This is a genomic window from Pseudomonas sp. FW300-N1A1, from assembly GCF_058789115.1.
This window is the reverse complement of record NZ_JBYTBK010000001.1, coordinates 434,356-456,510: the sequence shown is the minus strand read 5'-3', so window position 1 is coordinate 456,510 and position 22,155 is coordinate 434,356. Positions and strand designations below refer to the sequence as shown.

The window sequence follows — 22,155 nt, the reverse complement described above, 5'->3', positions numbered from 1 at the left end:
GTGTACGACGCCACTTTCCTTGACTGAATGTCGCCCGTGTGGCGAGGGAGCTTGCTCCCGCTGGCGTGCGCAGCGCGCCCTGACAAGGTGATTGCGGTCTATCGAAAGACCTCTGCGAGGGTTTTGGGGCTGCCGTGCAGCCCAGCGCGAGCAAGCTCGCTCGCCACGGGGCCTGTGTACGACGCCACTTTCCTTGACTGAATGTCGCCCGTGTGGCGAGGGAGCTTGCTCCCGCTGGCGTGCGCAGCGCGCCCTGACAAGGTGATTGCGGTCTATCGCAAAGACCACTGCGAGGGTTTTGGGGCTGCCGTGCAGCCCAGCGCGAGCAAGCTCGCTCGCCACGGGGTCTGTGTACGACGCCACTTTCCTTGACTGAATGTCGCCACGGGAGTGGGTTCTGCGTTCAGTCAGGCGTAGTAATCGACCGCACTGGTGCCAATCACATTGGTGGTGCTGGCGGCGACTTCGGTCACGCTGACCGAAGGTTCATCGGCGGTCGCGTCCAGGCGCGCACCGCTGGCCGAAGTGCGCCCGCTCTGCCCCTGCTGAGCCTGCTCTTGCGAACCACGGGACTGGTCGGACACATTGACGTCGACCTGCCCCATGCCTTGCTGCACGAACATCTCGCGCAACCGGTGCATCTGCCCGTCCAGCGCTTCGCGAACGCCGACGTGGGCGCTCATGAAGGTCACCTGGGTCTGTTGATCCGGAATCAGGTTGATGCGGATATCCAGGCGCCCCAGTTCGGCCGGCTGAAGCTGAATCTCGGCGGCCTTGAGGTTGGCACTCGACAGGTACATGACGCGATTGACCACTTCTTCGGTCCAGCCGCTTTGATGCATGGCGATCGGCTGGTTGACCGGCAGCGCATTGGCAGTTTTCGGTGTCGCCGCCTGGGTCAGCGCCGCCAGGCGGCTGGCAAAATCGTCGACGCGGGTGTCGCTGCTGGCAGCGCCCAGGTCCTTGAGGCCATCGTCAAGCAAGCCGGTGAAGGCTTTTTCGCCCCCTTGGCTGGTGCTGTCCTTGTCGGCTTGCAATTCAAGCATGCTGGCCATGCCGGCGGAGAAGTGTTGCGCCGGCGTCGGCTCGCCATCGAGCGCAGCCGGAACCGCCTTGGCCTGGGCCTGCGTGGATGCGGAAACGTGACCGCTCTGCTCCATGGCCAAGCGCACGGCAGGCAGCGCATCGAGGGGATCGGCTTCAGGGTCGAATGCCGGAGCGGTGACGGCTTGAACCGAGGCGGCAATGGCAGCCTCGACAACCGGGTCCGCCGCGACCACGGCCGCTGAGTCAGCAACCGGTGCCGGCGTTGTCGGCTGCGCATCCACCAGCAACGCCGGGTCCAGGGCCAGCGTATCGTCCGTCGCGGCCTGGGCGGCGGGCGTATCGACGCTTTCGGCAGGCAAGGTTTTGCCGCTATCGGCAACCACCGGGGCCGCAGCGGCAGGCGCATCACTGGCGACATCGTTTTTGGCAGGGCCTCCGGTAGCCTTGTCGCGCGGCGCTTTTGCCACTGCGTCAACTATCACGGGGGATTTTCCCGAAGCCTGACCGGCAAACACGCCGGCAAAGCTGGCGGCCTTGTCCCCAGGCGCCACGGGGGCCGCCGGGGCATTGGCGGGGCCGGACTGAGGCTTGGCCTTGGCGCTCGCCTGAAGAAGCATATGTGGGGAAAGGGGCATGGCAGTCTCCGCTGCACGGGGATCGTAGATACAGTCAGTGGAGATAACTGCAAAGGTCGAGCCAGCTTTGCCCGGCGGCGACTAAGAGCGCTGGCCGGTCGAGCGGCTATCAAGGGAGCGCCGTTGCTCGGCTTCATAAAGCGGCCGGACAATCGCGAACTCACCGTCGATTTCGCCTACCAGCCGCTCAATGACGGCCGGGGTGGTCGTGTTTTTTTTGGCGCGCTGCTCCAGCTCACCGCAGAACTCGGCCAGGCGCAGCGCTCCCATATTGCCGCTACTGCCCTTGAGGCTATGGGCCACATTGATAATCTGCGCGACATCGTCTGCCTTGCGCAGCAAGCGCAAACGCTCTTCGGAGTCAGCAAGAAACGCATCCAGCAACAGTGGATACTCTCCCTCCATGACTTCCCGCAACGCACTCAATACGTCGTGATCCAGATGTGTCTCAGTCACTTGTTCGCTCCTTGATCAAGAATGTACGGATTATGCCTGAGCGTCCCAGGAAAACTCCACGCGGGCCCGTCGACCATCGTCCGACCAACAGGCGTTGTGGCTCAATTGACGGATCAGGCTCACGCCTCGCCCCGACAAGCGGCCGACGTCCGGCGGTCGGTCCATCACGCGCTGCACATCGAAACCGTTGCCGCTGTCTTCAACCTCTATCACCAGGCACCCGCCCGCCCCTTGGGGCACCACCTGCAAATGCACCCGCAGGTAACCGTCGGCGAGCTGCTCAAGGCGCTGATTGCGCAGCTGATAATAATGCGCAAACCCCGACACGTCGCGCTTGATGCTCGAATCCAGCCCCAGCACGCCATGCTCCAGCGCATTGGAGTAAAGCTCGGCCAGCACACTGTAGAGCGCGCCGCTTTGCGCGCGCAATCCGTGCACCTCCAGCAACAACTGCAGCAGATACGGCAGAGGGTTGAAGCGCTTGAGGGTGGCGGCACGAAACTCGAAGCTCACCGACCAGTCCAGCGGGCATGACTGGCCACTGTCGGAATACACCGGCGCTGGCGGGCTGACGTGCTCAGGCTCCAGCAGGCTGATCTCGACCATGCTCACGTCATCCCGCGCCCCACCACCAAAGTCGCTCAGCGCCCGCTCGATCTCCTCGAACAACCGCTCTGGCTGACGATTGTCGGCAAACACTTTGTGCAGACGCTCAACGCCGAACAACTGCTCGTCGGCATCGCAGGTATCGATGACCCCATCGGACAACAGGAACACCCGATCCCCCAAAGCCATCGGGAACACCTCGGTGCGGTCGTCAAAGGCTTCGGGACTCAACACACCCAACGGCAAATGTCGCGCGGTCAATGGCCTGCGCTCACTCGTGGCGATGTCATGCAGGTAGCCATCCGGCATCCCGCCATTCCAGACCTCGACCGAGCCACGCTGAAAGCTCAAGGACAGCAAGGTCGCGCAGCAGAACATGTCCACCGGCAGGATACGCTTGAGCTTGGCGTTCATTTCCCGCAGGGTTTCGGCCAGTCCATAGCCCTTGGCAGTCATGCCGTAAAAGACTTCAGCCAGCGGCATGGCACCGACCGCCGCCGGCAACCCATGGCCGGTGAAATCGCCGAGCAACACCTGCATGTCACCGGCTGGGGTGAACGCGGCCAGCAGTAAATCACCGTTGAACAACGCATAAGGGGACTGCGAGTAGCGGATGTTCGACGCGCTCAGACACCCCGAATGGGTAACTTTGTCGAACACCGCCTTGGCCACGCGCTGTTCGTTGAGCAAGTAATCGTGATGCCGGGTGATCTGGTCGCGCTGCTCCAGCACCGTGGCCTGCAAACGCCGCAAGCGATCCATGGCCTTGATCTTGGCCGCGAGGATCACCTGGTTATAGGGTTTCGCCAAAAAGTCGTCGCCTCCCGCCTCCAGGCAACGGGCCAGCGCCTCGCTTTCGGTCAGGGACGTCAGAAAGATGATCGGTACCAGGGTCTCCCCAGCCAGTTGCTTGATCTGGCGCGCCGCATCAAAGCCGTCCATCACCGGCATCATCGCGTCCATCAACACCAGGTGCGGCCGTTTCTGGCGGTACAGCTCGACCGCTTCGACACCGTTGGCGGCCACCAGCACCTCGTGCCCCTGGCGCCGCACGATACTCGACAGCAACAGGCGATCGGCGGCGCTGTCTTCAGCGATCAATACCGTCAGGGACTCTGCCAGCGGCGCCATGGCGATCAACTGATGTCGAACAGCTTGTCGAAATTGGAGATCGCGAGAATCTTGCGCACGTCAGAGCTGCTGTTGACCAAGCGCACATCGGAGGCGTCCCCACCGGCATGGTCACGCAGCAACAGCAACATGCCCAGCGCCGAGCTGTCGAGGTAGGTGGCATCCTTGAGGTCAACCACCACCGAGCTGAGCTGATCATCGAGCTTTTCGTAGGAGTCGCGAAATTCCTGATGCTTGGCGAAATCAAACCGTCCCTTGATCGAGATCGTCAGTTTTTGCCCATCCGCTGAGACCTGTGTAGTGACTGGCATGCTAGAGCTTCCTTGTCTTAGGCAATCGTGTACAAGGTTTAGCACCTGCACAGGGCATGTTCAAGGAATGAAATCGACGCCCCTCCCCCATCAATACGGACTCACTCGCGGCAAACGCTGGGAAAGCTCATCCAGCAGCTTCTGCTCGCGCTTGTCTTCAAGCTGGCGGGCCTCATCGATATAGCGTTGCACCAGTTTGCGCAGGCCTTCGACCCGGGCGTACGCCTGCTGCCAGGCGTCCCGCGCCTTGTCCAGGTTGTTCTGGTGCCAGGCCAGGCTTTGCCGCTGCTGGTCGATCGCGGTCCCCAGTTGCACCAGAAACCCTTGGTAGCCCAGCAACCATTGCCCGGAAACCCCCTCGCGGCCGCGTTCGACCCAACGTTCCAGGTATTCCAGGCGAAAGCCGTCCAGGTCTGCGAGCTTGTTTTCCGCCAGCCGAACCTGCCCCTGGAAGTAACCCAGGCGCTGGACCGCGGTCTTCTCGGCTTTTTCAGCCATCTCGACCACTGGCGCCAGGCGCGTTGCGCGGCTTTGGGCCATAGCGGTCAGCCCCCGGCCGCCGGCGCGAAGATCGTCTCCAGGTGCGCATCGCTTTCACCCAGGCCGATGTTGTCGTTGAGCCCCTGGCGCAGGTACTTGACCATGGTCGGCTGCAACGCAATGGCGGTGTCGGTCTCACGATCACCACCGGCCACGTAGGCACCGACGCTGATCAGGTCGCGACTCTGTTGATAACGCGACCACAGTTGCTTGAAGTACTGGGCGCGGCGCATGTGCTCGGGCGAGACCACCGACGGCATGACCCGGCTGATGGACGCCTCGATGTCGATTGCCGGGTAGTGCCCTTCTTCCGCCAGGCGCCGCGACAACACGATGTGCCCGTCGAGCACACCCCGCGCCGAGTCGGCAATCGGGTCCTGCTGGTCGTCGCCTTCGGACAGCACGGTATAAAACGCCGTGATCGAACCCCCACCGGCCTCTGCGTTACCGGCCCGCTCCACCAGTTTCGGTAGCTTGGCGAACACCGAGGGCGGATAGCCCTTGGTCGCTGGCGGCTCGCCGATGGCCAGGGCGATTTCCCGCTGGGCCTGGGCGAAACGGGTCAGGGAGTCCATCAGCAACAGGACATTCTTGCCCTTGTCGCGAAAGTATTCGGCGATCCGCGTGCAATACATCGCCGCGCGCAGACGCATCAGCGGCGCATCGTCAGCGGGGGATGCGACCACCACCGAACGCTTGAGGCCTTCTTCACCGAGAATATGCTCGATGAATTCCTTGACTTCACGACCCCGCTCACCGATCAGCCCGACCACGATAATGTCGGCCTCGGTAAAGCGGGTCATCATGCCCAGCAGCACACTCTTGCCCACGCCGGTACCGGCGAACAGGCCCAGGCGCTGGCCACGCCCCACCGTCAACAAACCGTTGATGCAGCGAATGCCCACGTCCAGCGGCTGGCTGATGGGGTCGCGATTAAGCGGGTTGATGGTCGGGCCATCCAGCGGCACCCAGTCTTCGGCTTTCATCCCGCCCTTGCCGTCCAGCGCACGACCGGCACCGTCGAGTACACGCCCGAGCATGCTCATGCCCATCGGCAAGCGGCCGTTGTCGGCCAGCGGCACGACCCGGGCACCGGGCGCGATGCCGGCGACACTGCCCACCGGCATCAGGAATATTTTATTGCCGGAAAACCCCATGACCTCGGCTTCCACCTCGATCGGGTGATAGCTGTTGTCGTTGATCACCCGACAGCGACTGCCCATCGCCGCGCGCAAGCCCTCGGCCTCAAGCGTCAGGCCGACCATGCGCAGCAGGCGTCCTTCCAGGACCGGCTGGCCCGGCAGTTCGACGGCCTCGGCATAACCACTCAGGCGCTTGCCGAAACTGGTACGTTCAAGACGCATCAAGGCAGTCCGCTGGCTCTGGCCGGGCAGGCGCTTTCGCAGGAGCGGACAAGTCGATCGACAGGTCCGCCTCGGCCGGGTGCAGCGCCTGCTCGTGCAGTTGATCGAGCAACTGCGCCGTGGCCTGGGTGATCCGGGTTTCCACCGTGGCATCGATGCGGCTGTGTTCGGTCTCGACACGGCAACCGCCAGGCAGCAGGGCTTCGTCCTCGACGATGCGCCAGGTTTCCTCATGACGCTCGCGCAAGGCTTTGACCTGCGCGAAATCCTGCGGATTGATGTACAGGCGCACGTTATCCACGCCCAGCGGCAACAGCTTGAGGGCCTCGCGCATGACGTGTTCGATTTGCGAGGAGTCGATGGCCAGCTCGCGCTGAATCACCTGGCGGGATATGTGCCGGACCAGGGCTACCAGGCCTTTTTCGATTTGCGTGTCCTGCTCGGCGATGGGCTCGAACAGGTGGCTCATCAGCCGCTCAAGGCTTGCCAGTTTCGCCGTCAGGGCCACTTCCGCTTCCTGGCGGACCTTGAGGGTGGTGCTGTGAAAGCCTTCTTTCTCGCCGGTGGCAAACCCTTCGTTCCAGGCTTCCTGGCGAATGCTTTCGAGCTCTTCGAGGGTCAGCGGCTGGACTTCCTCCAGCGGCACTTCTTCGATTTCCGGCGGCTCGGGTTCAGGCTCGGGTTCGGGCTCCGGGACAAACGGATCGAAACTGGGCAACGACCAGATGTCGAACCCACTGACATCACGCGCACGAATCAGGTCGGTGGGCGACTCATCACTCTTGGAGGCCATAAGGTCAGATCATTTCTTCGCCGCCCTTCCCGCCGAGAACGATTTCTCCGGCTTCGGCCATACGGCGGGCAATGGTGAGGATTTCCTTTTGCGCGGTTTCCACATCGCTGACGCGCACCGGGCCCTTGGCCTCCAGGTCGTCGCGCAGCAGTTCGGCGGCACGCTTGGACATGTTCTTGAAGATCTTGTCCTTGACGCCTTCGTCGGACCCCTTGAGGGCCAGCACCAGCACGTCGGAGGAGACTTCGCGCAGCAACGCCTGAATACCACGGTCGTCGACGTCGGACAGGTTGTTGAACACGAACATGAGGTCTTCGATCTGACCGGACAGGTCCTCGTCGACTTCGCGGATCGAGTCCATCAACTGGCCTTCGATCGAACTGTCGAGGAAGTTCATGATGTCCGCCGCGCGCTTGATGCCACCCAGGGTGGTGCGCGAGGCATTGGAATTGCCGGAGAACTGCTTTTCCAGAATCTGGTTCAGTTCCTTGAGTGCCGCTGGCTGTACCGTGTTCAGCGAGGAAACCCGCAGGATGATGTCCAGCCGCACCTTGTGGTCAAAGTTACCCAGTACTTCACCCGCCTGGTCCGGGTCCAGGTAGGCCACGACAATGGCCTGGATCTGCGGGTGCTCGTAACGGATCACGTCCGCCACCGCGCGCGGCTCCATCCACTTGAGGCTGTCCAGGCCGCTGGTATTGCCCCCCAGCAGGATCCGGTCGATCAGGCCGTTGGCCTTGTCCTCGCCCAGGGCCTGGGTGAGCATCTTGCGGATATAACCGTCAGAGCCAACGCCCAGGCTGGTCTGGTCGCCGACGATGTCGACGAACTCGCTCATCACCTGCTCGACCTGCTCACGGTGCACATTGCCCATTTGCGCCATGGCCACGCCCACTCGCTGGACCTCTTTGGGCCCCATGTGGCGCAACACTTGCGCGGCATCGGTTTCGCCCAGGGACAGCAGCAGAATTGCGGCTTTGTCGACCCGGCTGAGTTTGGCGATAGCGGCTCGGTTATCACTCATCTGCGTTAATCCACTCTTTCACGACCTGGGCCACACGACCCGGGTCTTCGGCCACCAGGCTCTTGATTGCGTTCAACTGTGCGTCATAGCCTTCGCTCGGGCTAGGCAGCAGGATGCTTTGCGGACCGCCGAGGCTGACGCGGTCGTTGCCCAGCTCGCCATCCAGACCGCCCAGGCCACCCAGCTCGGAATCACTGCCGATACCCGCCAGCTGCCGATCCTTGCCGCCACCGGTGATGTTGTTGAGCACCGGACGCAGCACGCCGAACACCAGCACCAGGATGAACAGTACGCCCAGCACTTGCTTGACGATGTCCCAGAACCACGGCTGCGAGTAGAACGGAATATCGGCGATCACCTCGCCGCGCTCGGCGGAGAACGGCATGTTGATCACGCTGACGCTGTCGCCACGGCTGGCGTCAAAACCGACCGCGTCCTGTACCAGGCGGGTGAAGCGCGCCAGTTCATCGGCGCTCCACGGCGCTCGGCTGGTTTCGCCATTGGCCGGATTGATCTTGACCTGATCATCGACCACCACCGACACCGACAGGCGATTCAAGCGCCCCTGTTGCTGCTTGGTGTGGCTGATGGAGCGGTCAAGCTCGAAGTTCTTGGTCGACTGCTGGCGCTTGTCCGCCGGGTACGGGGCCAGCATCGGCTGTCCGGTGGCCGGGTCCATGATCTGCTGGCCGTTGGCATCGAGCAGCGGCTGGCCGGGCTGCACCATACCGGCCGAAGCGGTCGCGCCACCGGTGGTTTGCGGCGCCGAGGCCGGTGCCGGCGGCTGATTGCTCAACGCGCCGGGAACGCCTTGCGGGCCGTTGCTGGCGGTACGTTGCTCGGACGTCGACTGCTCGCTGCGCAACGCCGGTTGATCCGGGTTGAACTGTTCGGACGTCGACTCGACCGCGCTGAAATCCACGTCGGCGGACACTTCGGCCTTGTAGCGATCATTGCCCAGCACCGGCTGCAGGATGTTATGCACACGCTGGGTGAGCATGCTTTCCATGCGACGGCTGTAGTCGAACTGTTTGCCGGCCATGGTCAGCGCGGAGTTTTCCGCCTGGTCGGAGAGCAGGTTGCCCTTCTGGTCGACCACGGTGATTTGCGATTTGCTCAACTCCGGAACACTGGTCGCCACCAGATTGACGATGGCCAGCACCTGGCCCGGCTCCAGCGAACGCCCGGCATAAAGTTCGACCAGTACCGAAGCACTGGGCTTGCGCTCGTCACGCACGAACACCGAGCTCTTCGGGATCGCCAGGTGCACGCGGGCGCCCTTGACGTTGTTCAGGCTGGAAATGGTGCGCGCCAGTTCGCCTTCAAGGCCGCGACGATAACGGGTCGCCTCCATGAACTGGCTGGTGCCCAGGCCCTGGTCCTTGTCGAGAATCTCGAAGCCGATGTTGCCGTCGGTGGGAGTGACACCCGCGGCGGCAAGTTTGAGCCGCGCTCGCGACAGATCATCGGCCTTGACCAGCAAGGCGCCGGAATTGGGTTCAACGGTGTAAGGAATGTCAGCGGTGGCCAGGGTTTCCATGACCTGCTTGGCATCCATCCCGGCCAGGCTGCCGTACAGCGGCCGATATTCGGGTTGCTGCGACCACAGCACCACGGCAAAGCCAATCGCCACGCTGGCGGCCAGGCCGACCAACAGGCCGACCTGACGCAGCATGGTCATCTCGGAGAGGTTTTCCAGGAAGGACAACCCGAAGAGCGGCGGTTTGCCGTCGGTGGGCGTGACCTTGGCCGGAACGTTATCGGCGACTGCTTCTGCCATGACTCAATCTCGTCCTTAAACCGGCATCTGCATGATGTCTTGGTATGCCTGAACCAACTTGTTACGCACCTGGGTCAGTGCCTGAAAGGAGACGCCGGCTTTTTCCTTGGCGATCATCACATCGGTCAGGTCGACACCGCTCTTGCCGATCTCGAACGCGGTGGACAACTGGGTCGATGCCTGCTGGGTTTCGTTGACCTTGTTGACGGCCTGGCCGAGCATGTCGGCGAAGCTGCTGCCAGCCAGTTCCGGCACGGCGACGCCAGCCTTGGACTGAGCCATGGCGTCCATTTGCATGGCCCGCATGTCCAGCATCAACCGGTTGAATTCAATTCCTTGACTCATGGACTACTCTCTCTGACGACCCGCAATTTTTTGACACTCACTCGGCGGATAGAGTGGTGTTAGCAACAAGGGTGCCAGCTCCATGGCGACGCTCGACAAAAGCCCTCCCCGGGCTTTTTTTGACAAAGGGTTCAGGTTGCGAACAAACACGCCTCGACGTCCATCCCGGCATCACGCATCTGCGCCAGCTTGTAGCGCAGGGTCCGCGGGCTGATGCCCAGGCGCTCGGCGGCTTCCTTGCGCCGCCCGCGCTCGCTGCGCAGGGTATCGATGATCATCTGGAACTCATGACGCCGCAGGTCGTCGCCCAGGACACCGGCCGACTCTGCCTGGGGTGTCTCGACCTCCTGCGCCCGCGACGTCACGTGAGCAGGCGCCAGGACCGGTAATGGCGCACAGGCCACCGGCCCGGACAGGCAAAAGTCCTGCGGTTGGATCAACCCGCCCTGCTGCAAGATCAGCGCTCGCTGAATGGCGTTGTCCAGCTCGCGCACATTGCCCGGCCAGGGATAACCGATCAGGCACGCCTGCGCCTCAGGCGAAAGCCTGGCGGCGGCATGCTTCATTTTACTGACGTGCCGGGCCAGCAGGCGCTCGGCCAGCGGCAGAATGTCGGCAGTGCGCTCGCGCAGCGGGCGCCAGGCCAGTGGGAAGACCGACAAGCGATAATAGAGGTCCTCACGAAAACGCCCCGCCGCCACTTCCGCCGCCAGGTCGCGGTTGGTGGTCGCCACCACACGAATGTCCAGGGCAATCGGCTTGCGCGCACCCACGCGCTCAACCTCGCGCTCCTGCAACACGCGCAGCAGCTTGGCCTGCAAGCCCAGGGGCATCTCGGAAATTTCGTCGAGCAGCAGGGTCCCGCCGTCGGCCTGCTCGAACTTGCCGACCTGAGCGGCAATCGCCCCGGTGAACGCACCTTTCTCATGCCCGAACAGCGTCGCCTCGAGCATGTTGTCCGGGATCGCCGCACAGTTGATCGCAATGAACGGCTGCTGGCCGCGTCGCGAGTGCTGATGAATGTAACGCGCCAGCACTTCCTTGCCGGTGCCGGACTCGCCCGAGATCAACACTGTCGAATCACTGCGCGCCACCCGCACCGCCAGCGCCAGCAACTGTGCGCTGGCCGGCTCGAACGCCACCGGTCCTTCGTCCTCTGCACCGCCCAGGCTGCCCAGGGCATGGCGCGCCACCAGGTCGAGCAACGCCTTGGGCTCGAACGGTTTGACCAGATAATCCGCGGCGCCCTGACGCATCGCATCCACCGCCCGCTCCACGGCGCCATGGGCGGTCATCAGCAGCACCGGCAGGTGCGGGTAACGAACCCGCAGTGCACCCAGCAACTGGTGGCCGTCCATGCCCGGCATGTTGACGTCACTGATCACCAGGTTGAAGGACTCTTCGGCCGCCACGCTCAGCGCCTCTTCGGCCGAGCCCACGGCGCTATAGTCGTGACCGGCCAGCAGCAGCGTATCGGCCAGTGCTTCGCGCAGCGCGCGGTCATCCTCGACCAGCAGAACCTTGATTGCCATTGACCTCACTCCAGTCCTTGAGCGCTGGAAAACAACGGCAGGTCGACCCGCGCACAGGTGCCGCGACCCGGCCGCGAGCGCAGCTGCAATTGTCCCTGATGAGCCCGCGCCACAGCCTTGACCACGGTCAGTCCCAAGCCAGTGCCGGTGGCCTTGGTGGTAAAAAACGGCTCGCCCAAGCGCTCAAGCACTGCGGCATCGATCCCTTCGCCGTTGTCACTGACGCACAGCCGCAGGGTATTGCCACGGCGATAGGCATGCACCTTCAAGCGCACATCGCCAGCGCTGGCCTGGATGGCGTTTTCAAGCAGGTTCAGCAGTGCGCCGACCAGTGTGTCGCGATTGCACAGCAACTCACCGGCATGGGTGTCGCACTGCCAACGGATCGGCAAGCCCTGGACATGAGTCTGGGCCGCCGCCTGCAGCGATTGCATCAACGCCTTGGGGGTCACGCGATCCGTCAGCGGCAACTCGCCACGGGCAAACACCAGCATGTCGCGCACCTGATGCTCCAGCTCGTGCAGGCGCTCTTTCAAGCGACCGGCAAAGCGCTGCTGGGTCGCCACCGGCAACGCCTGCTCGGCCAGATGGCTGGCATAGAGCAAGGCGGCAGACAGTGGCGTGCGGATTTGATGGGCCAGCGAGGCGACCATGCGCCCCAGGGATGACAAGCGCTCATGACGCGCCAGCTGGCCTTGCAGGTGGCGGGTTTCGGTCAGGTCGTTGAGCAGCACCAACTGGCCCGGCTCGGCATCCAGGGAACGGGTGGCGATCGACAGGCGCCGGCCATCCTTCAAGGAGACTTCATGACCGTCGTCGTCACGGGGGGCGAAACTGCGCGCAATCACCTGGCGCCACAACTCGCCTTCGAGGGGCAGCCCGAGCAATTCCTCGGCGGCCGGATTGGCTTCGCGCACGATACCCTGGGCGTCGATGACGATGACGCCGCCGGGCAACAGATCAAGGAGGTTTTGCAGGCGGTTGGCCAAGCGTTCTTTTTCGGCCAGCTCCTGCATGCGCTGGGCACTGACCACCGCCAGTTCGCCCTTGAGCTCAGTGACCCGGGCTTGCAGCATGCTGTAGGAGTCGGTGAGTTGGCTCGACACCTGATTGAACAGCGCGAACGCCTGCTCAAGGCCTGGCCGGCTTGCCTGCTCTACGGAGGGCGTGTCGGGGGCTGGAGACATCTGGGCGGCGTGGGGCATCGTGCTCTCTCGCTTGGCTGACCGTCAGTTAAACGGAACGTTGCGAGGGATGTAGCAATACCCGTGCCTAAAAAAAACTGCCCTTTATTCAATGGGTTGAAAAACAGGCGTCAATCCTCCGCCTGTTCTTCTCCGTCACGACGGCTCATGCCGTACTTGCGCATCTTTTCCACCAGGGTGGTGCGGCGAATGCGCAGACGCTCGGCCGCGCGCGCGACGATCCCGTTGGCATCGTCCAGCGCCTGCTGGATCAGCCCTTGCTCCAGGCCACCCAGGTAATCCTTCAGGTCCAGGCCTTCGGGCGGCAACAGGGCTGTGGCCGTGAAGTCCGGGGTATGCCCGTTGATGGCCACCCGCTCTTCCAGATCGCTGCGCAGGTTGTCGACCATTTGCTCGTCTTCATCATCGACGTAGCGAAACTTCTTCGGCAACTCGACCACGCCGATCACCCCGTACGGGTGCATGATCGCCATGCGCTCCACCAGGTTGGCCAGTTCGCGGACGTTGCCCGGCCAGCCGTGACGGCACAGCGACATGATCGCCGCCGAGTTGAAACGAATGGAACCGCGCTTCTCGTGCTCCATGCGCGAGATCAACTCGTTCATCAGCAACGGGATGTCCTCGACACGCTCGCGCAGGGGCGCCATTTCGATAGGGAACACATTCAGGCGGTAATACAGGTCTTCGCGGAAGCTGCCGACCTCTATCATGCTTTCGAGGTTCTTGTGGGTCGCGGCAATGATTCGCACATCGACGCTCTGGGTCTTGTTGCTACCCACGCGCTCGAAGGTACGCTCCTGCAACACCCGCAGCAGCTTGACCTGCATCGGCAACGGCATGTCGCCGATTTCGTCGAGGAACAGGGTGCCGCCGTTGGCCAGCTCAAAACGCCCGGCACGGCTGGTGATCGCCCCGGTAAAGGCGCCCTTCTCGTGGCCGAACAGTTCGCTTTCCAGCAACTCGGCCGGGATCGCCCCGCAGTTGACCGGTACGAACGGCGCATCGCGGCGCTTGGAGTGATAGTGCAGGTTACGCGCCACCACTTCCTTGCCCGTGCCGGACTCACCGAGGATCAGCACGCTGGCATCGGTGTCGGCGACTTGCTGCATCATCTGGCGGACGTGTTGAATCGCCCGGCTGGTGCCGACAAGGCTGCGGAAAAGATTGGGTTCACGATGACGACCGCGCTCACGGGCCTGGTCGTACATCTCGCGATAGACCTGGGCACGGTGCAGGGAGTCGAGCAACTTGCTGTAGCTGGGCGGCAGTTCCAGGGTGGAAAGCACCCGGCGGCGCTGTTCATCAGGCAGGTCAACGGAAGAATTATCGCCCATTAACAACACCGGAAGGAACTCATCCCAGGTAGCGAGTGTCTTTAACAGACTCGACAACGTACCAGGAGCACTTACCGTCCCGATGAGGACACAGATGACTTCACGACTGGATGACAACGAACCGACAGCCTGCTGCCAATCATGGCTCCCACAGGGTAAATTTTCTTCACCGAGAAAATTTAAAATCACCGCCAGGTCGCGGCGGCGGACGCTATCGTCATCAATCAGCAGAATCTTGGTTTCACGCCACATGCAATAGCAACTTCCCTGGTCAACTCATATGCCCGAACAAAGAGGGCAATCTAGACGCCTGCCGGCACATTAAGCCTGATAGACGCCTGAAAACTCGAATCAGCCACTAGTTAAGTCAAAAAACCGTGCACAGTCAAATTTATGGCGCACTAAGATCGGATTAACTGAATACTAACCGAAAAGGTGGTAAACCTTTGTCGCATTTTGCGCTTGGTTGATCTGAGTCATCTCATTGACTATTGCCTGACGCTCCCCCATTGCCACATCCAGCAATTGCTTGTAGACCGCCAGCAGACTCTCCAGATTTTCGCGCAACGCCTGTTCGTCTACCGGCGCCTCACTGAGCACGTCGTCGACACAGGCGCGACAGGCAACGTCCAACTCGCTGATGGTTTCCCAATTGCGCTCCGCCAGCGCACCAATCAGCGCCTCACGGGTTTGTTCAATCCGTTGCAGTGCAGGGCTCATGACGTTTTCCTCAGGCCTAGAGGCCTACTGGTGCAATTTCGTCCCAGCCACTTTTCAGGGTAGTCAGAAGGCGGACGACTTCGTCGATGATTTCCGGATCGCTGTTTACGTTGGCCTTGAGCAGCTGGGAGTTCATGTACTCATACAGGCTGTCCAGTTGCTGAATCGAAGCCGGGTCTTCGGCCTTCTCTTCATCCAGGCCCTGGCGCAGGCCGGTGATGATGTCGATGGCCTTGCTGATGAGCAGGCACTTTTGCGCGATATCTCCGCGGGCCATTGCCCCCTTGGCCTGGGCCAGGCGATCGAGGCCACCCTCGAACAGCATCTGGATCAGGCGATGAGGACTGGCCTCGGATATCTGCGCGTGGGAATTGACCTTCTGGTACGCACGAAGGGCTTTCATAGGGTTCATGTTGCTACCTCGTTACAGGCCACAGGCGAACAGGTTTGTTCTAACCAGTTTCTCGACTGCCACCAAAAAAACTTTAATCCGGGCCCGCAAGCCCGGAACATCGCGCCAACCGTTACGGGGCGCTGGAGCGCCCCGGCAATCAGTTCGACTTCGGATTGTTCAGCGAGTTGAGGGTGGTCATGATGCTGGAGCTGCTGGCGTTGAGCTGGGCGATCATGGTGTCCATGGCCGTGTACTTGGCGCTCAAGGATTTCTGCAAGCTCTCCATGCGCCGATCCAGCTCTGCCTGCTGGGTGGTGAGGTCGGTCAACTTGGTGTTGAGGTCCGTCACCCGGCTCGCCAGCGACCCGGTGCTGCCCACGTAGGAGTCAGTCGCCTTGGTCATGCGGGCCACCAGGCCGGTATCGCCGGTAAACATCTTGGCAATATCACCCGCGCCCTTGACCACTGCCTTGTCCCACGCCTTGTCATCCAGGCTCAGCAGGCCGGTTTTCTGGTCAGTGGTAATGCCCATCTGCGCCAGGCTGCTCATGGCGCTCGAACCCGAGCTATTGACCAGCTCGCTGCGCAGACTGTTGACCAGTTGACGCATTGATGCGTCGCCGGTCAAGGCGCCTGCGGTGGTGGTCGAGGCATCGCCGGTAGCGGTGACCTTGGTCTGGGTGTTGATGCTGGTCAGCAACGCGTTGTAGGCCGAGACGAAGGACTGGACCGAGGTCTTCAGCGTGTCGGTGTTGCTCGCCACGTTGATGGTGATCGGCTTGTCCTTGTCCTTGGCGATCAGGTCCAGGGTCACACCGCTGATGGCGGACGTGACCTTGTTGCTGGTGGACTCCATTGCGATGCCGTCGATGCTGTACTTGGCATTCTGCGCCGGCGCGCCCTTGTCATAGCCCTGGACCAGGTCCGAGTCACCGCTAAGGGTGATATCGGTATCAACGCCCGTGGTGTTCGAGCCAATCACCAAACGCCCGCCATTGGCATCGGTCAAGACGTTGGCGCTGATGCCCTGGGCCGAGAGCTGGGTATTGATCGACTCACGAACTTCCTGCAGGGTCGCACCGCCTGGCACCAATACGTCATAACTTTTACCCGACTGGGTAATGGTCAAGGTCTGGGCTTCGTCGCTGGCATTGGCCGAGCCCGACGCCCCACCCTCGAACACCTTACTGGTGACTTTCGAGGACGTCGCCAACTCGTTGACGACCACCACGTACTTGCCACTGGAGGCGCCATCGCCCAGGGTGACCTTGACGTTTTTTTCTTCGGACGAGGTAGCGGCCAGGCCGTTGAACGCGGCCACGTTGTTCAACTTGGCGATTGCCGTCCGGTAAGTTTCCAACGCACTTTTCACCGAGCCGACAGCCGACAACTTGATGGTCGTGTCTTTTTGCTGATCGGTGATCTGGGCTTGCTTGGGCGCCTTTTCAGCCCCCACCAATGCCTTGACGATGGCTTGGGTGTCGTAACCCGAACCCGGGCCGGAAATCGTTGAACTCGCCATTACTCTTCTCCTTGTCCTGTGGCTGCCGCTTTATTGGCGCACAAACACCTAGGCAGCAACCAGAAACACATTTCGTGCCAGCTCAAACCTGGGTCTGGAACAACAGGCTGCTGGCATCGCTCAGGTTCTGCGCCAGCTTCAGCGCGGTCTCCGAGGGAATCTGTCGAATCACTTCGCCACTGTCGGTGGCGATCACCTTGACCACTACCCTGCCGGTAGAGTCGTCGATGGAAAAGTTCAGGTTACGTTGGGTAGCCTGCACAAACTCACGAATATCGGTGACGGCTTTTTCCAGCGCCGCGCGTTGCAGCTCCTCGCTGGAAGCCGGGTCAGCCTCTACCGCAGGCGTTGCCTGGGCAGCAGAGGTGCCACTGGCCTGGGTGGTGCCAGCGGGGTAAGCCGGGTTCAGCTTGATGCTCATGTCCATGTCATCACCTCAAAACTGAAAAAAACGAAAGGGCACGTATACGCGCCCTTCCGTTAGTTAACCGCGACCGATATTACTGAAGCAGCTTCAGAACAGCGGATGGCAGTTGGTTGGCCTGGGACAGGATCGCGGTGGATGCCTGTTGCAGGGTTTGTTGCTTGGTCAGCTCAGCCGCTTCGGAAGCGAAGTCAGCGTCTTCTACACGGCCTTTGGCGGCAGTGGAGTTCTGCGAAATGCTCTGCAGGTTGGCCACGGTGCTGGCGAAACGGTTTTGCACCGCACCCAGCTGCGAACGCTGGCTGTCGATCTGCTGCAAGGCACCGTCCAGGGCCTGGACGGCTTGCTGCGAGGTTGCTGCGGACAGGATGTTCAGGTCGGAAACGGTGGTTTCCATGGTCACTGCAGCCTTGGTACCGGCAGCGGCAACAGTGGTCAGACCCAACGCGGCCAGACCGGTACCTGCACTGCCGTCCTTGACGGTGATGTCTTTGTCAGCGAACAGATTCAGGGTGCCGTCAGCGTTTTTGCTGGCGTTTACGCCGGTGCTGGCGCTGTTGATCGAGGCAACGATCGCGTCAGTGGTATCGCCCTTCTTGAACTTGACTTCAACGCCGTTCACGTCGACGGAGGTATCCGCAGTCAGCTTGGCCTGGGAAGTACCAGCCGACAGGCCCAACTGCGACAGCGAACCGCTGGAAGTGTTGGCCAGTTTGATGTCTTCACCGCCACCGGAGGTCACTTTTACACGACCGTCAGTGAAGGTTGCTGTAGCGCCAGTACCGGCCGCCGCTGCGATGTCACCCAGTACATCCGTAACGGTGTCGGTATCAGCCCAAGTCACAGCAGTGCCGTTGACAGTGATGGCACCGACAAGGCCCATGGCACTAGTTGCAGTAGTAGGGACTGCTGTAGTAGTACCAGGAGCGCCCAAACCAAGCTTGGCCAAACCGTCAGTAGCAGTACCGCCAGCGAGACCAAGAGTGATATCGCTCTTCGACGACAGGGTCACCACACCAGCAGCATCTGTGCTAGCGGTAACACCGGTCTGAGCTGTTTTAGCATTGATGTCTGCTACCGCAGCAGTACCACCTGCGCCAGCACCGCCAGCAACGGTCATATTGATCGTTACGCCGTTGATAGTGAACGCGTCGCCAGCAACAACAGCTGTCGCTGCAGTACCTGTTTTAGAAGCCTTGTCACCCAATACCGAACCGGTAGCAGTAGCCGCCAGGCCAGTCAGCGCAGTGCTGTTAACGCTAGCTTCGCTGAAGTCACCCTTCAGGCCAGTGGCGCTGATGTCGGTCATGCCGAACGAGATGGTTTCGTTAGCGTTGGCGCCGATCTGGAAGCCAACGTTGTTGAACGAACCGTCCAGCAGGTTACGACCACCAAACGTGGTGGTGTTGGAAATACGGGTCAGCTCGCCGACTTTAGCGGTGAACTCTTGCTGCAGGGAAACACGGTCAGCGTCGCTTTTATCACCGTTCGCAGACTGCAGGGCCAGCTCACGCAGACGTTGCAGCAGGTTGGTGGATTCTTGCATCGCGCCTTCAGCGGTCTGCGCGATCGAAACACCGTTGTTGGCGTTGGCGATGGCAACGTTCAAGCCTTTGACCTGGTTACCCAGACGGTTGGCGATCTGCATGCCAGCTGCGTCGTCTTTGGCGCTGTTGATTTTCAGGCCGGAAGACAGGCGGTTCATCGAGGTGCTCAGCGCATCGGAAGCCTTGTTCAGGTTCTTCTGGACACCCAGGGAAGTAATGTTGGTATTTACTGACAAAGCCATGACGAATTCCTCGTTGGTTGGATACTGCGGCTTCCGGCCCTGGCAACCGCCGGGTGTGGCCTAGAGAACCTTCGTAATAGTTATCGTCGTGGAAGCAGGTTGCTTGAGGGCTTTTTTCAAATTTTTTACTAGCACCGTGCCACCTCCTTGCCCTTCAAGGCTTTAGCCTGCGTGTAGCCGGCCTGCCGGAGCCAGGCCGGCCGGCAACTTCGACCCTGGGATCACCCTCGCGGGCATGCCTCGCGCCGGCCAGATCGAGGGCAACAAAAAACGCCCAGGACCTGTCGGCCATGGGCGTTTTTTTGTGTCGACGCTAGCGCATCAAGGGCGGTGGATGATGGCCGACCCCCAGGACAGGCCCACACCAAAACCACTGATCGCCACACGCTTCCAGCTGGAATCGAGCATGTGCTTTTCCAGAAGCAACGGAATGCTCGAAGACACCGTGTTACCGGTCTCGACCATGTCCTTGATGAACTTTTCCGGCTCGCCTTCGAAACGCCGCGCCACGGCATCGACAATGGCGGCGCTGCCCTGGTGAATGCAGAAGGCATCGATGTCTTCGGAATTGAGGCCAGAGTCATCCAGCAGTTCGCGCAAGTGCGCCGGCACCTTGAGCAAGGCGAAGTTGAACACCTGCCGGCCGTTCATGAAGAACACGCCGTCGCTGACCTTCAGGTGCGGCGCGCCGGAACCGTCAGTGCCGAACTTGGCCTTGCCCAGCTGCCAGGTGGCGTCTTCGCCCATCCAGGTTGCCGTGGCGGCGTCGCCGAACAACATGGTGGTGTTGCGATCTTCCGGGTCGACGATCTTCGAATACGGATCAGCGGTCACCAGCAGGCCGTTTTTCAACCCTGTCGCTTCCATGAAGCCCTTGATTGCATAGAGGCCGTACACGTAACCGGAGCAGCCCAGCGAGATATCAAACGCCGCAACACGGGTCGACAGGCCCAGTTTGTCCTGGACGATCGCGGACGTATGAGGCAAGCCCTCTTCGTCGCCGTTCTGCGTGACAACGATCAACACATCGATGGCTTGACGGTCGAGCTGCGGGTTGTTTGCGAACAACGCATTGGCAGCCTCGACGCACAGATCGGAGGTTTCCTGGCCGGCATCCATGCGCGGCAGGAATGCCGAGCCAATCTTGCCCAAAATGAACTCTTCATCCTTGGCGAATTTCGCGCCCTGAGCGTAGTTATCAAGCCCGCTCACTGGCACGTAACTGGCGATGCTTTTTATGCCAATCATTGTGGCTTCCCAAAACAGAATAACTGGAGATCACCGCTCGCAGGATCGAGAGGCACTGATAACAAAGGGGTTTAGCGCACAAAAACGCGCCAGACACGGGTGCCAAAACCATGAAAATCAACCCAGCGAACACCGGGCACCCGTCCCACTCTTTTCACACGATACAGTGAAGATGCCCTTTATGACTCATAGGTCACTCTATTTTGTGCGCTTTGGACAAAACAGCCAACAACACAAAATCGGCCGGGCAAGCGGATACCCACGCAAACGCATGCAATATGAACGGGCTGATGGCAGGAAAAACAGAGGATCAAGCATGACCGGCCCGTCACTGAGCTCAGTGACGGGCCGGCATTCAGGCGGGGATCAGAGCTTGTTGAACAGGCTCAGTTGAGAGATTTTCACGAAGGCCAGCTGCGAGGCTTCGAGCATGGCTTTCTGGAATGCCAGCTCAATGGAGGCGCCGGCCATATCCGTGTTTGCGATGGCGGCGGTGGTCGAGTCGTTGGCCAGGCCCATGCTGATATTTTCGTTCGCCTGGATATCGATTGCCTTCAAGCGCGCACCGATCGACCCCCTGGCGTTATCGATGCCCGCACTGGCGTTCTGCAGGTTGCCAATGGCCGAGTTGATCGCATTCTTCTGCTTTTGCTGGGCAACCAGGTCGCCATCGCTTGGCGTTGCCAGCGCCTGACGCAACTGGCTGATGGTATCCAGCGCACTTTGGGTCTGATGATTGTTGGCGCCGATGACAAACTGATCACCCGACTTGACCGTGCCATTGAAGTCGAATTTCACCCCGGCTGCGGTCAGGGAATCGCCGGCGGCATTCAGGCTACCCTGGCCGATGGCCTTGCTATTGGCGGTCAGCGGCTGGGCATAGAGTTCATACTCGGTGTCGCTGGTGAACTTGATCACCGCGCCATTACTCGGAAAGCTGTCGCCGTACACCTTGGCATCGGTCACGCTAGCGCCAGTCATCTGCGCGGTCGAAGAGTTGCCTGGGGTGCGTGAGGCATTGAAGCTGTCCGGCTTGGCTTCAAGGGTGAAGACGTGCCCGTTGACCGCCGCATCCCGGTCCACCGGGGCGACGTCCTGGAGGTTCAGGTTGATGTCGAACTTCACCCCTCGCAGGCTGACGCTGTGCGCGCCCTCCTTTGTCGAGTCGAATACGCCATTGCCCGGCACTTCAGAAGTCACATCGTTGCCAGAGGCATCCTTCAGGATGTACTGGGTGCTGCTGGTGAACTCCAGCGTGTACGGCTGCCCCTGAGTGAAGCTTTTGTTGTACACCTGATTGGAGGTGATCAGACCGTCCGAGACCGCGACCTTGCCGTCATTGACCGATGGCGGTTGCAGCGTGGCCTGGGTCCGACCGGTATTCAGCGCGCCCTCCATGATGCTCTTGGCCGTGTCACTTGCCGCCAGGCTAAGGGTGTCCGAGACCTTCAGATTGAGCTGCGTATCGTCACCTTGATAGGTGTAGGTGCCGTCGTTGTTGCGAACGTAGGGAGGAATGTCAGTCCTGGAGCCGGAAAACATGTAATTACCCGACTCATCCTTGCTGTTCAGCAGGCTGAACACTTGCTCTTCGATATTGCCCAGCTCGTCGGCGATAGACTTGCGATCAGCGTCGCTGATAACGCCTCCCCCCGACTGCAACGCCAACTCGCTGACCTTTTGCAAGGCGGTGTTGATGCTGTCGAGCACGCTTTCCTGATTGGTCAGCGAAGACTTGATGCTGTTCATGTTGCCGGCATACTGAAGCAACATGTCTTTTTGCTGCTGTAACTGCAGCAAACGGGCCGCTCCGACCGGATCATCCGCCGCCGTCTGAATGCGCACACCGGAGTCGATCTGCCCCTGGGTCTTGACCACCGAAGAGAAGTTGTTCTGGTACTTGGACGTACTGGTCTCAAAGAACTGGGCCGTAGAGATACGCATCGTCAATGACT

At 61.0% G+C, this 22,155-nt stretch carries 20 protein-coding genes; all 20 read right to left on the bottom strand.

Going from position 1 to position 22,155, the window contains the following annotated elements; translation table 11 throughout:
* Window positions 1-407: 407 nt before the first annotated feature.
* A complete protein-coding gene (locus tag AC3WQN_RS02235) occupies window positions 408-1,682 on the bottom strand; it encodes a flagellar hook-length control protein FliK (RefSeq protein ID WP_103400646.1) in 1,275 nt (424 codons plus the stop codon).
* Between the two features lie 81 nt (window positions 1,683-1,763).
* Window positions 1,764-2,138, bottom strand: coding sequence for an Hpt domain-containing protein (locus tag AC3WQN_RS02230; RefSeq protein ID WP_492589169.1), 375 nt, complete (start codon window positions 2,136-2,138; stop codon window positions 1,764-1,766).
* A gap of 30 nt (window positions 2,139-2,168) precedes the next feature.
* A complete protein-coding gene (locus AC3WQN_RS02225; RefSeq protein ID WP_103400644.1) occupies window positions 2,169-3,875 on the bottom strand; it encodes an ATP-binding SpoIIE family protein phosphatase in 1,707 nt (568 codons plus the stop codon).
* 5 nt (window positions 3,876-3,880) lie between these two features.
* Complete coding sequence (locus tag AC3WQN_RS02220) at window positions 3,881-4,186, bottom strand: STAS domain-containing protein (protein WP_103400643.1); 306 nt, start codon at window positions 4,184-4,186, stop codon at window positions 3,881-3,883.
* A gap of 90 nt (window positions 4,187-4,276) precedes the next feature.
* The gene (gene fliJ, locus AC3WQN_RS02215; protein WP_103400642.1) at window positions 4,277-4,726 is read right to left on the bottom strand and encodes a flagellar export protein FliJ; all 450 of its coding nucleotides are present in this window, start codon (window positions 4,724-4,726) and stop codon (window positions 4,277-4,279) included.
* Window positions 4,727-4,731: 5 nt separating this feature from the next.
* On the bottom strand, window positions 4,732-6,090 hold the full coding sequence (fliI, locus tag AC3WQN_RS02210; RefSeq protein WP_103400641.1) for a flagellar protein export ATPase FliI: 1,359 nt from the start codon (window positions 6,088-6,090) through the stop codon (window positions 4,732-4,734).
* Window positions 6,080-6,883, bottom strand: coding sequence for a flagellar assembly protein FliH (gene fliH / locus AC3WQN_RS02205; protein WP_103400640.1), 804 nt, complete (start codon window positions 6,881-6,883; stop codon window positions 6,080-6,082). The genes fliI and fliH overlap by 11 nt, the downstream gene beginning before the upstream one ends.
* Window positions 6,884-6,887: 4 nt before the next feature.
* The gene (fliG, locus tag AC3WQN_RS02200; RefSeq protein ID WP_095080149.1) at window positions 6,888-7,907 is read right to left on the bottom strand and encodes a flagellar motor switch protein FliG; all 1,020 of its coding nucleotides are present in this window, start codon (window positions 7,905-7,907) and stop codon (window positions 6,888-6,890) included.
* Window positions 7,900-9,687 carry a flagellar basal-body MS-ring/collar protein FliF gene (fliF, locus tag AC3WQN_RS02195; protein ID WP_103400639.1) on the bottom strand — a complete coding sequence of 596 codons (1,788 nt, stop codon included), beginning with the start codon at window positions 9,685-9,687 and terminating at the stop codon, window positions 7,900-7,902. The genes fliG and fliF overlap by 8 nt, the downstream gene beginning before the upstream one ends.
* Window positions 9,688-9,702: 15 nt before the next feature.
* Window positions 9,703-10,032 carry a flagellar hook-basal body complex protein FliE gene (gene fliE, locus AC3WQN_RS02190; protein WP_103400638.1) on the bottom strand — a complete coding sequence of 110 codons (330 nt, stop codon included), beginning with the start codon at window positions 10,030-10,032 and terminating at the stop codon, window positions 9,703-9,705.
* 131 nt (window positions 10,033-10,163) lie between these two features.
* Window positions 10,164-11,564 (bottom strand): sigma-54-dependent transcriptional regulator, encoded by a 1,401-nt coding sequence (locus tag AC3WQN_RS02185; protein ID WP_103400637.1) that lies wholly within the window; start codon window positions 11,562-11,564, stop codon window positions 10,164-10,166.
* A gap of 5 nt (window positions 11,565-11,569) precedes the next feature.
* The gene (locus AC3WQN_RS02180) at window positions 11,570-12,769 is read right to left on the bottom strand and encodes a sensor histidine kinase (protein ID WP_103400636.1); all 1,200 of its coding nucleotides are present in this window, start codon (window positions 12,767-12,769) and stop codon (window positions 11,570-11,572) included.
* A gap of 110 nt (window positions 12,770-12,879) precedes the next feature.
* Window positions 12,880-14,355 carry a sigma-54 dependent transcriptional regulator gene (locus tag AC3WQN_RS02175; protein WP_103400635.1) on the bottom strand — a complete coding sequence of 492 codons (1,476 nt, stop codon included), beginning with the start codon at window positions 14,353-14,355 and terminating at the stop codon, window positions 12,880-12,882.
* Window positions 14,356-14,526: 171 nt separating this feature from the next.
* Window positions 14,527-14,823, bottom strand: a complete 297-nt coding sequence (fliT, locus tag AC3WQN_RS02170) for a flagellar protein FliT (RefSeq protein ID WP_103400634.1) — start codon at window positions 14,821-14,823, stop codon at window positions 14,527-14,529.
* A gap of 16 nt (window positions 14,824-14,839) precedes the next feature.
* Window positions 14,840-15,235 (bottom strand): flagellar export chaperone FliS, encoded by a 396-nt coding sequence (gene fliS, locus AC3WQN_RS02165; protein WP_103400633.1) that lies wholly within the window; start codon window positions 15,233-15,235, stop codon window positions 14,840-14,842.
* Between the two features lie 139 nt (window positions 15,236-15,374).
* The gene (gene fliD / locus AC3WQN_RS02160; protein WP_103400632.1) at window positions 15,375-16,739 is read right to left on the bottom strand and encodes a flagellar filament capping protein FliD; all 1,365 of its coding nucleotides are present in this window, start codon (window positions 16,737-16,739) and stop codon (window positions 15,375-15,377) included.
* An 82-nt stretch (window positions 16,740-16,821) separates the two neighbouring features.
* On the bottom strand, window positions 16,822-17,166 hold the full coding sequence (locus AC3WQN_RS02155; protein WP_103400631.1) for a flagellar protein FlaG: 345 nt from the start codon (window positions 17,164-17,166) through the stop codon (window positions 16,822-16,824).
* 73 nt (window positions 17,167-17,239) lie between these two features.
* The gene (locus AC3WQN_RS02150) at window positions 17,240-18,952 is read right to left on the bottom strand and encodes a flagellin N-terminal helical domain-containing protein (protein ID WP_103400630.1); all 1,713 of its coding nucleotides are present in this window, start codon (window positions 18,950-18,952) and stop codon (window positions 17,240-17,242) included.
* A gap of 321 nt (window positions 18,953-19,273) precedes the next feature.
* On the bottom strand, window positions 19,274-20,200 hold the full coding sequence (locus tag AC3WQN_RS02145) for a ketoacyl-ACP synthase III (protein ID WP_103400629.1): 927 nt from the start codon (window positions 20,198-20,200) through the stop codon (window positions 19,274-19,276).
* 366 nt (window positions 20,201-20,566) lie between these two features.
* Window positions 20,567-22,144 (bottom strand): flagellar hook-associated protein 3, encoded by a 1,578-nt coding sequence (locus tag AC3WQN_RS02140; RefSeq protein WP_103400628.1) that lies wholly within the window; start codon window positions 22,142-22,144, stop codon window positions 20,567-20,569.
* Window positions 22,145-22,155: the final 11 nt, after the last annotated feature.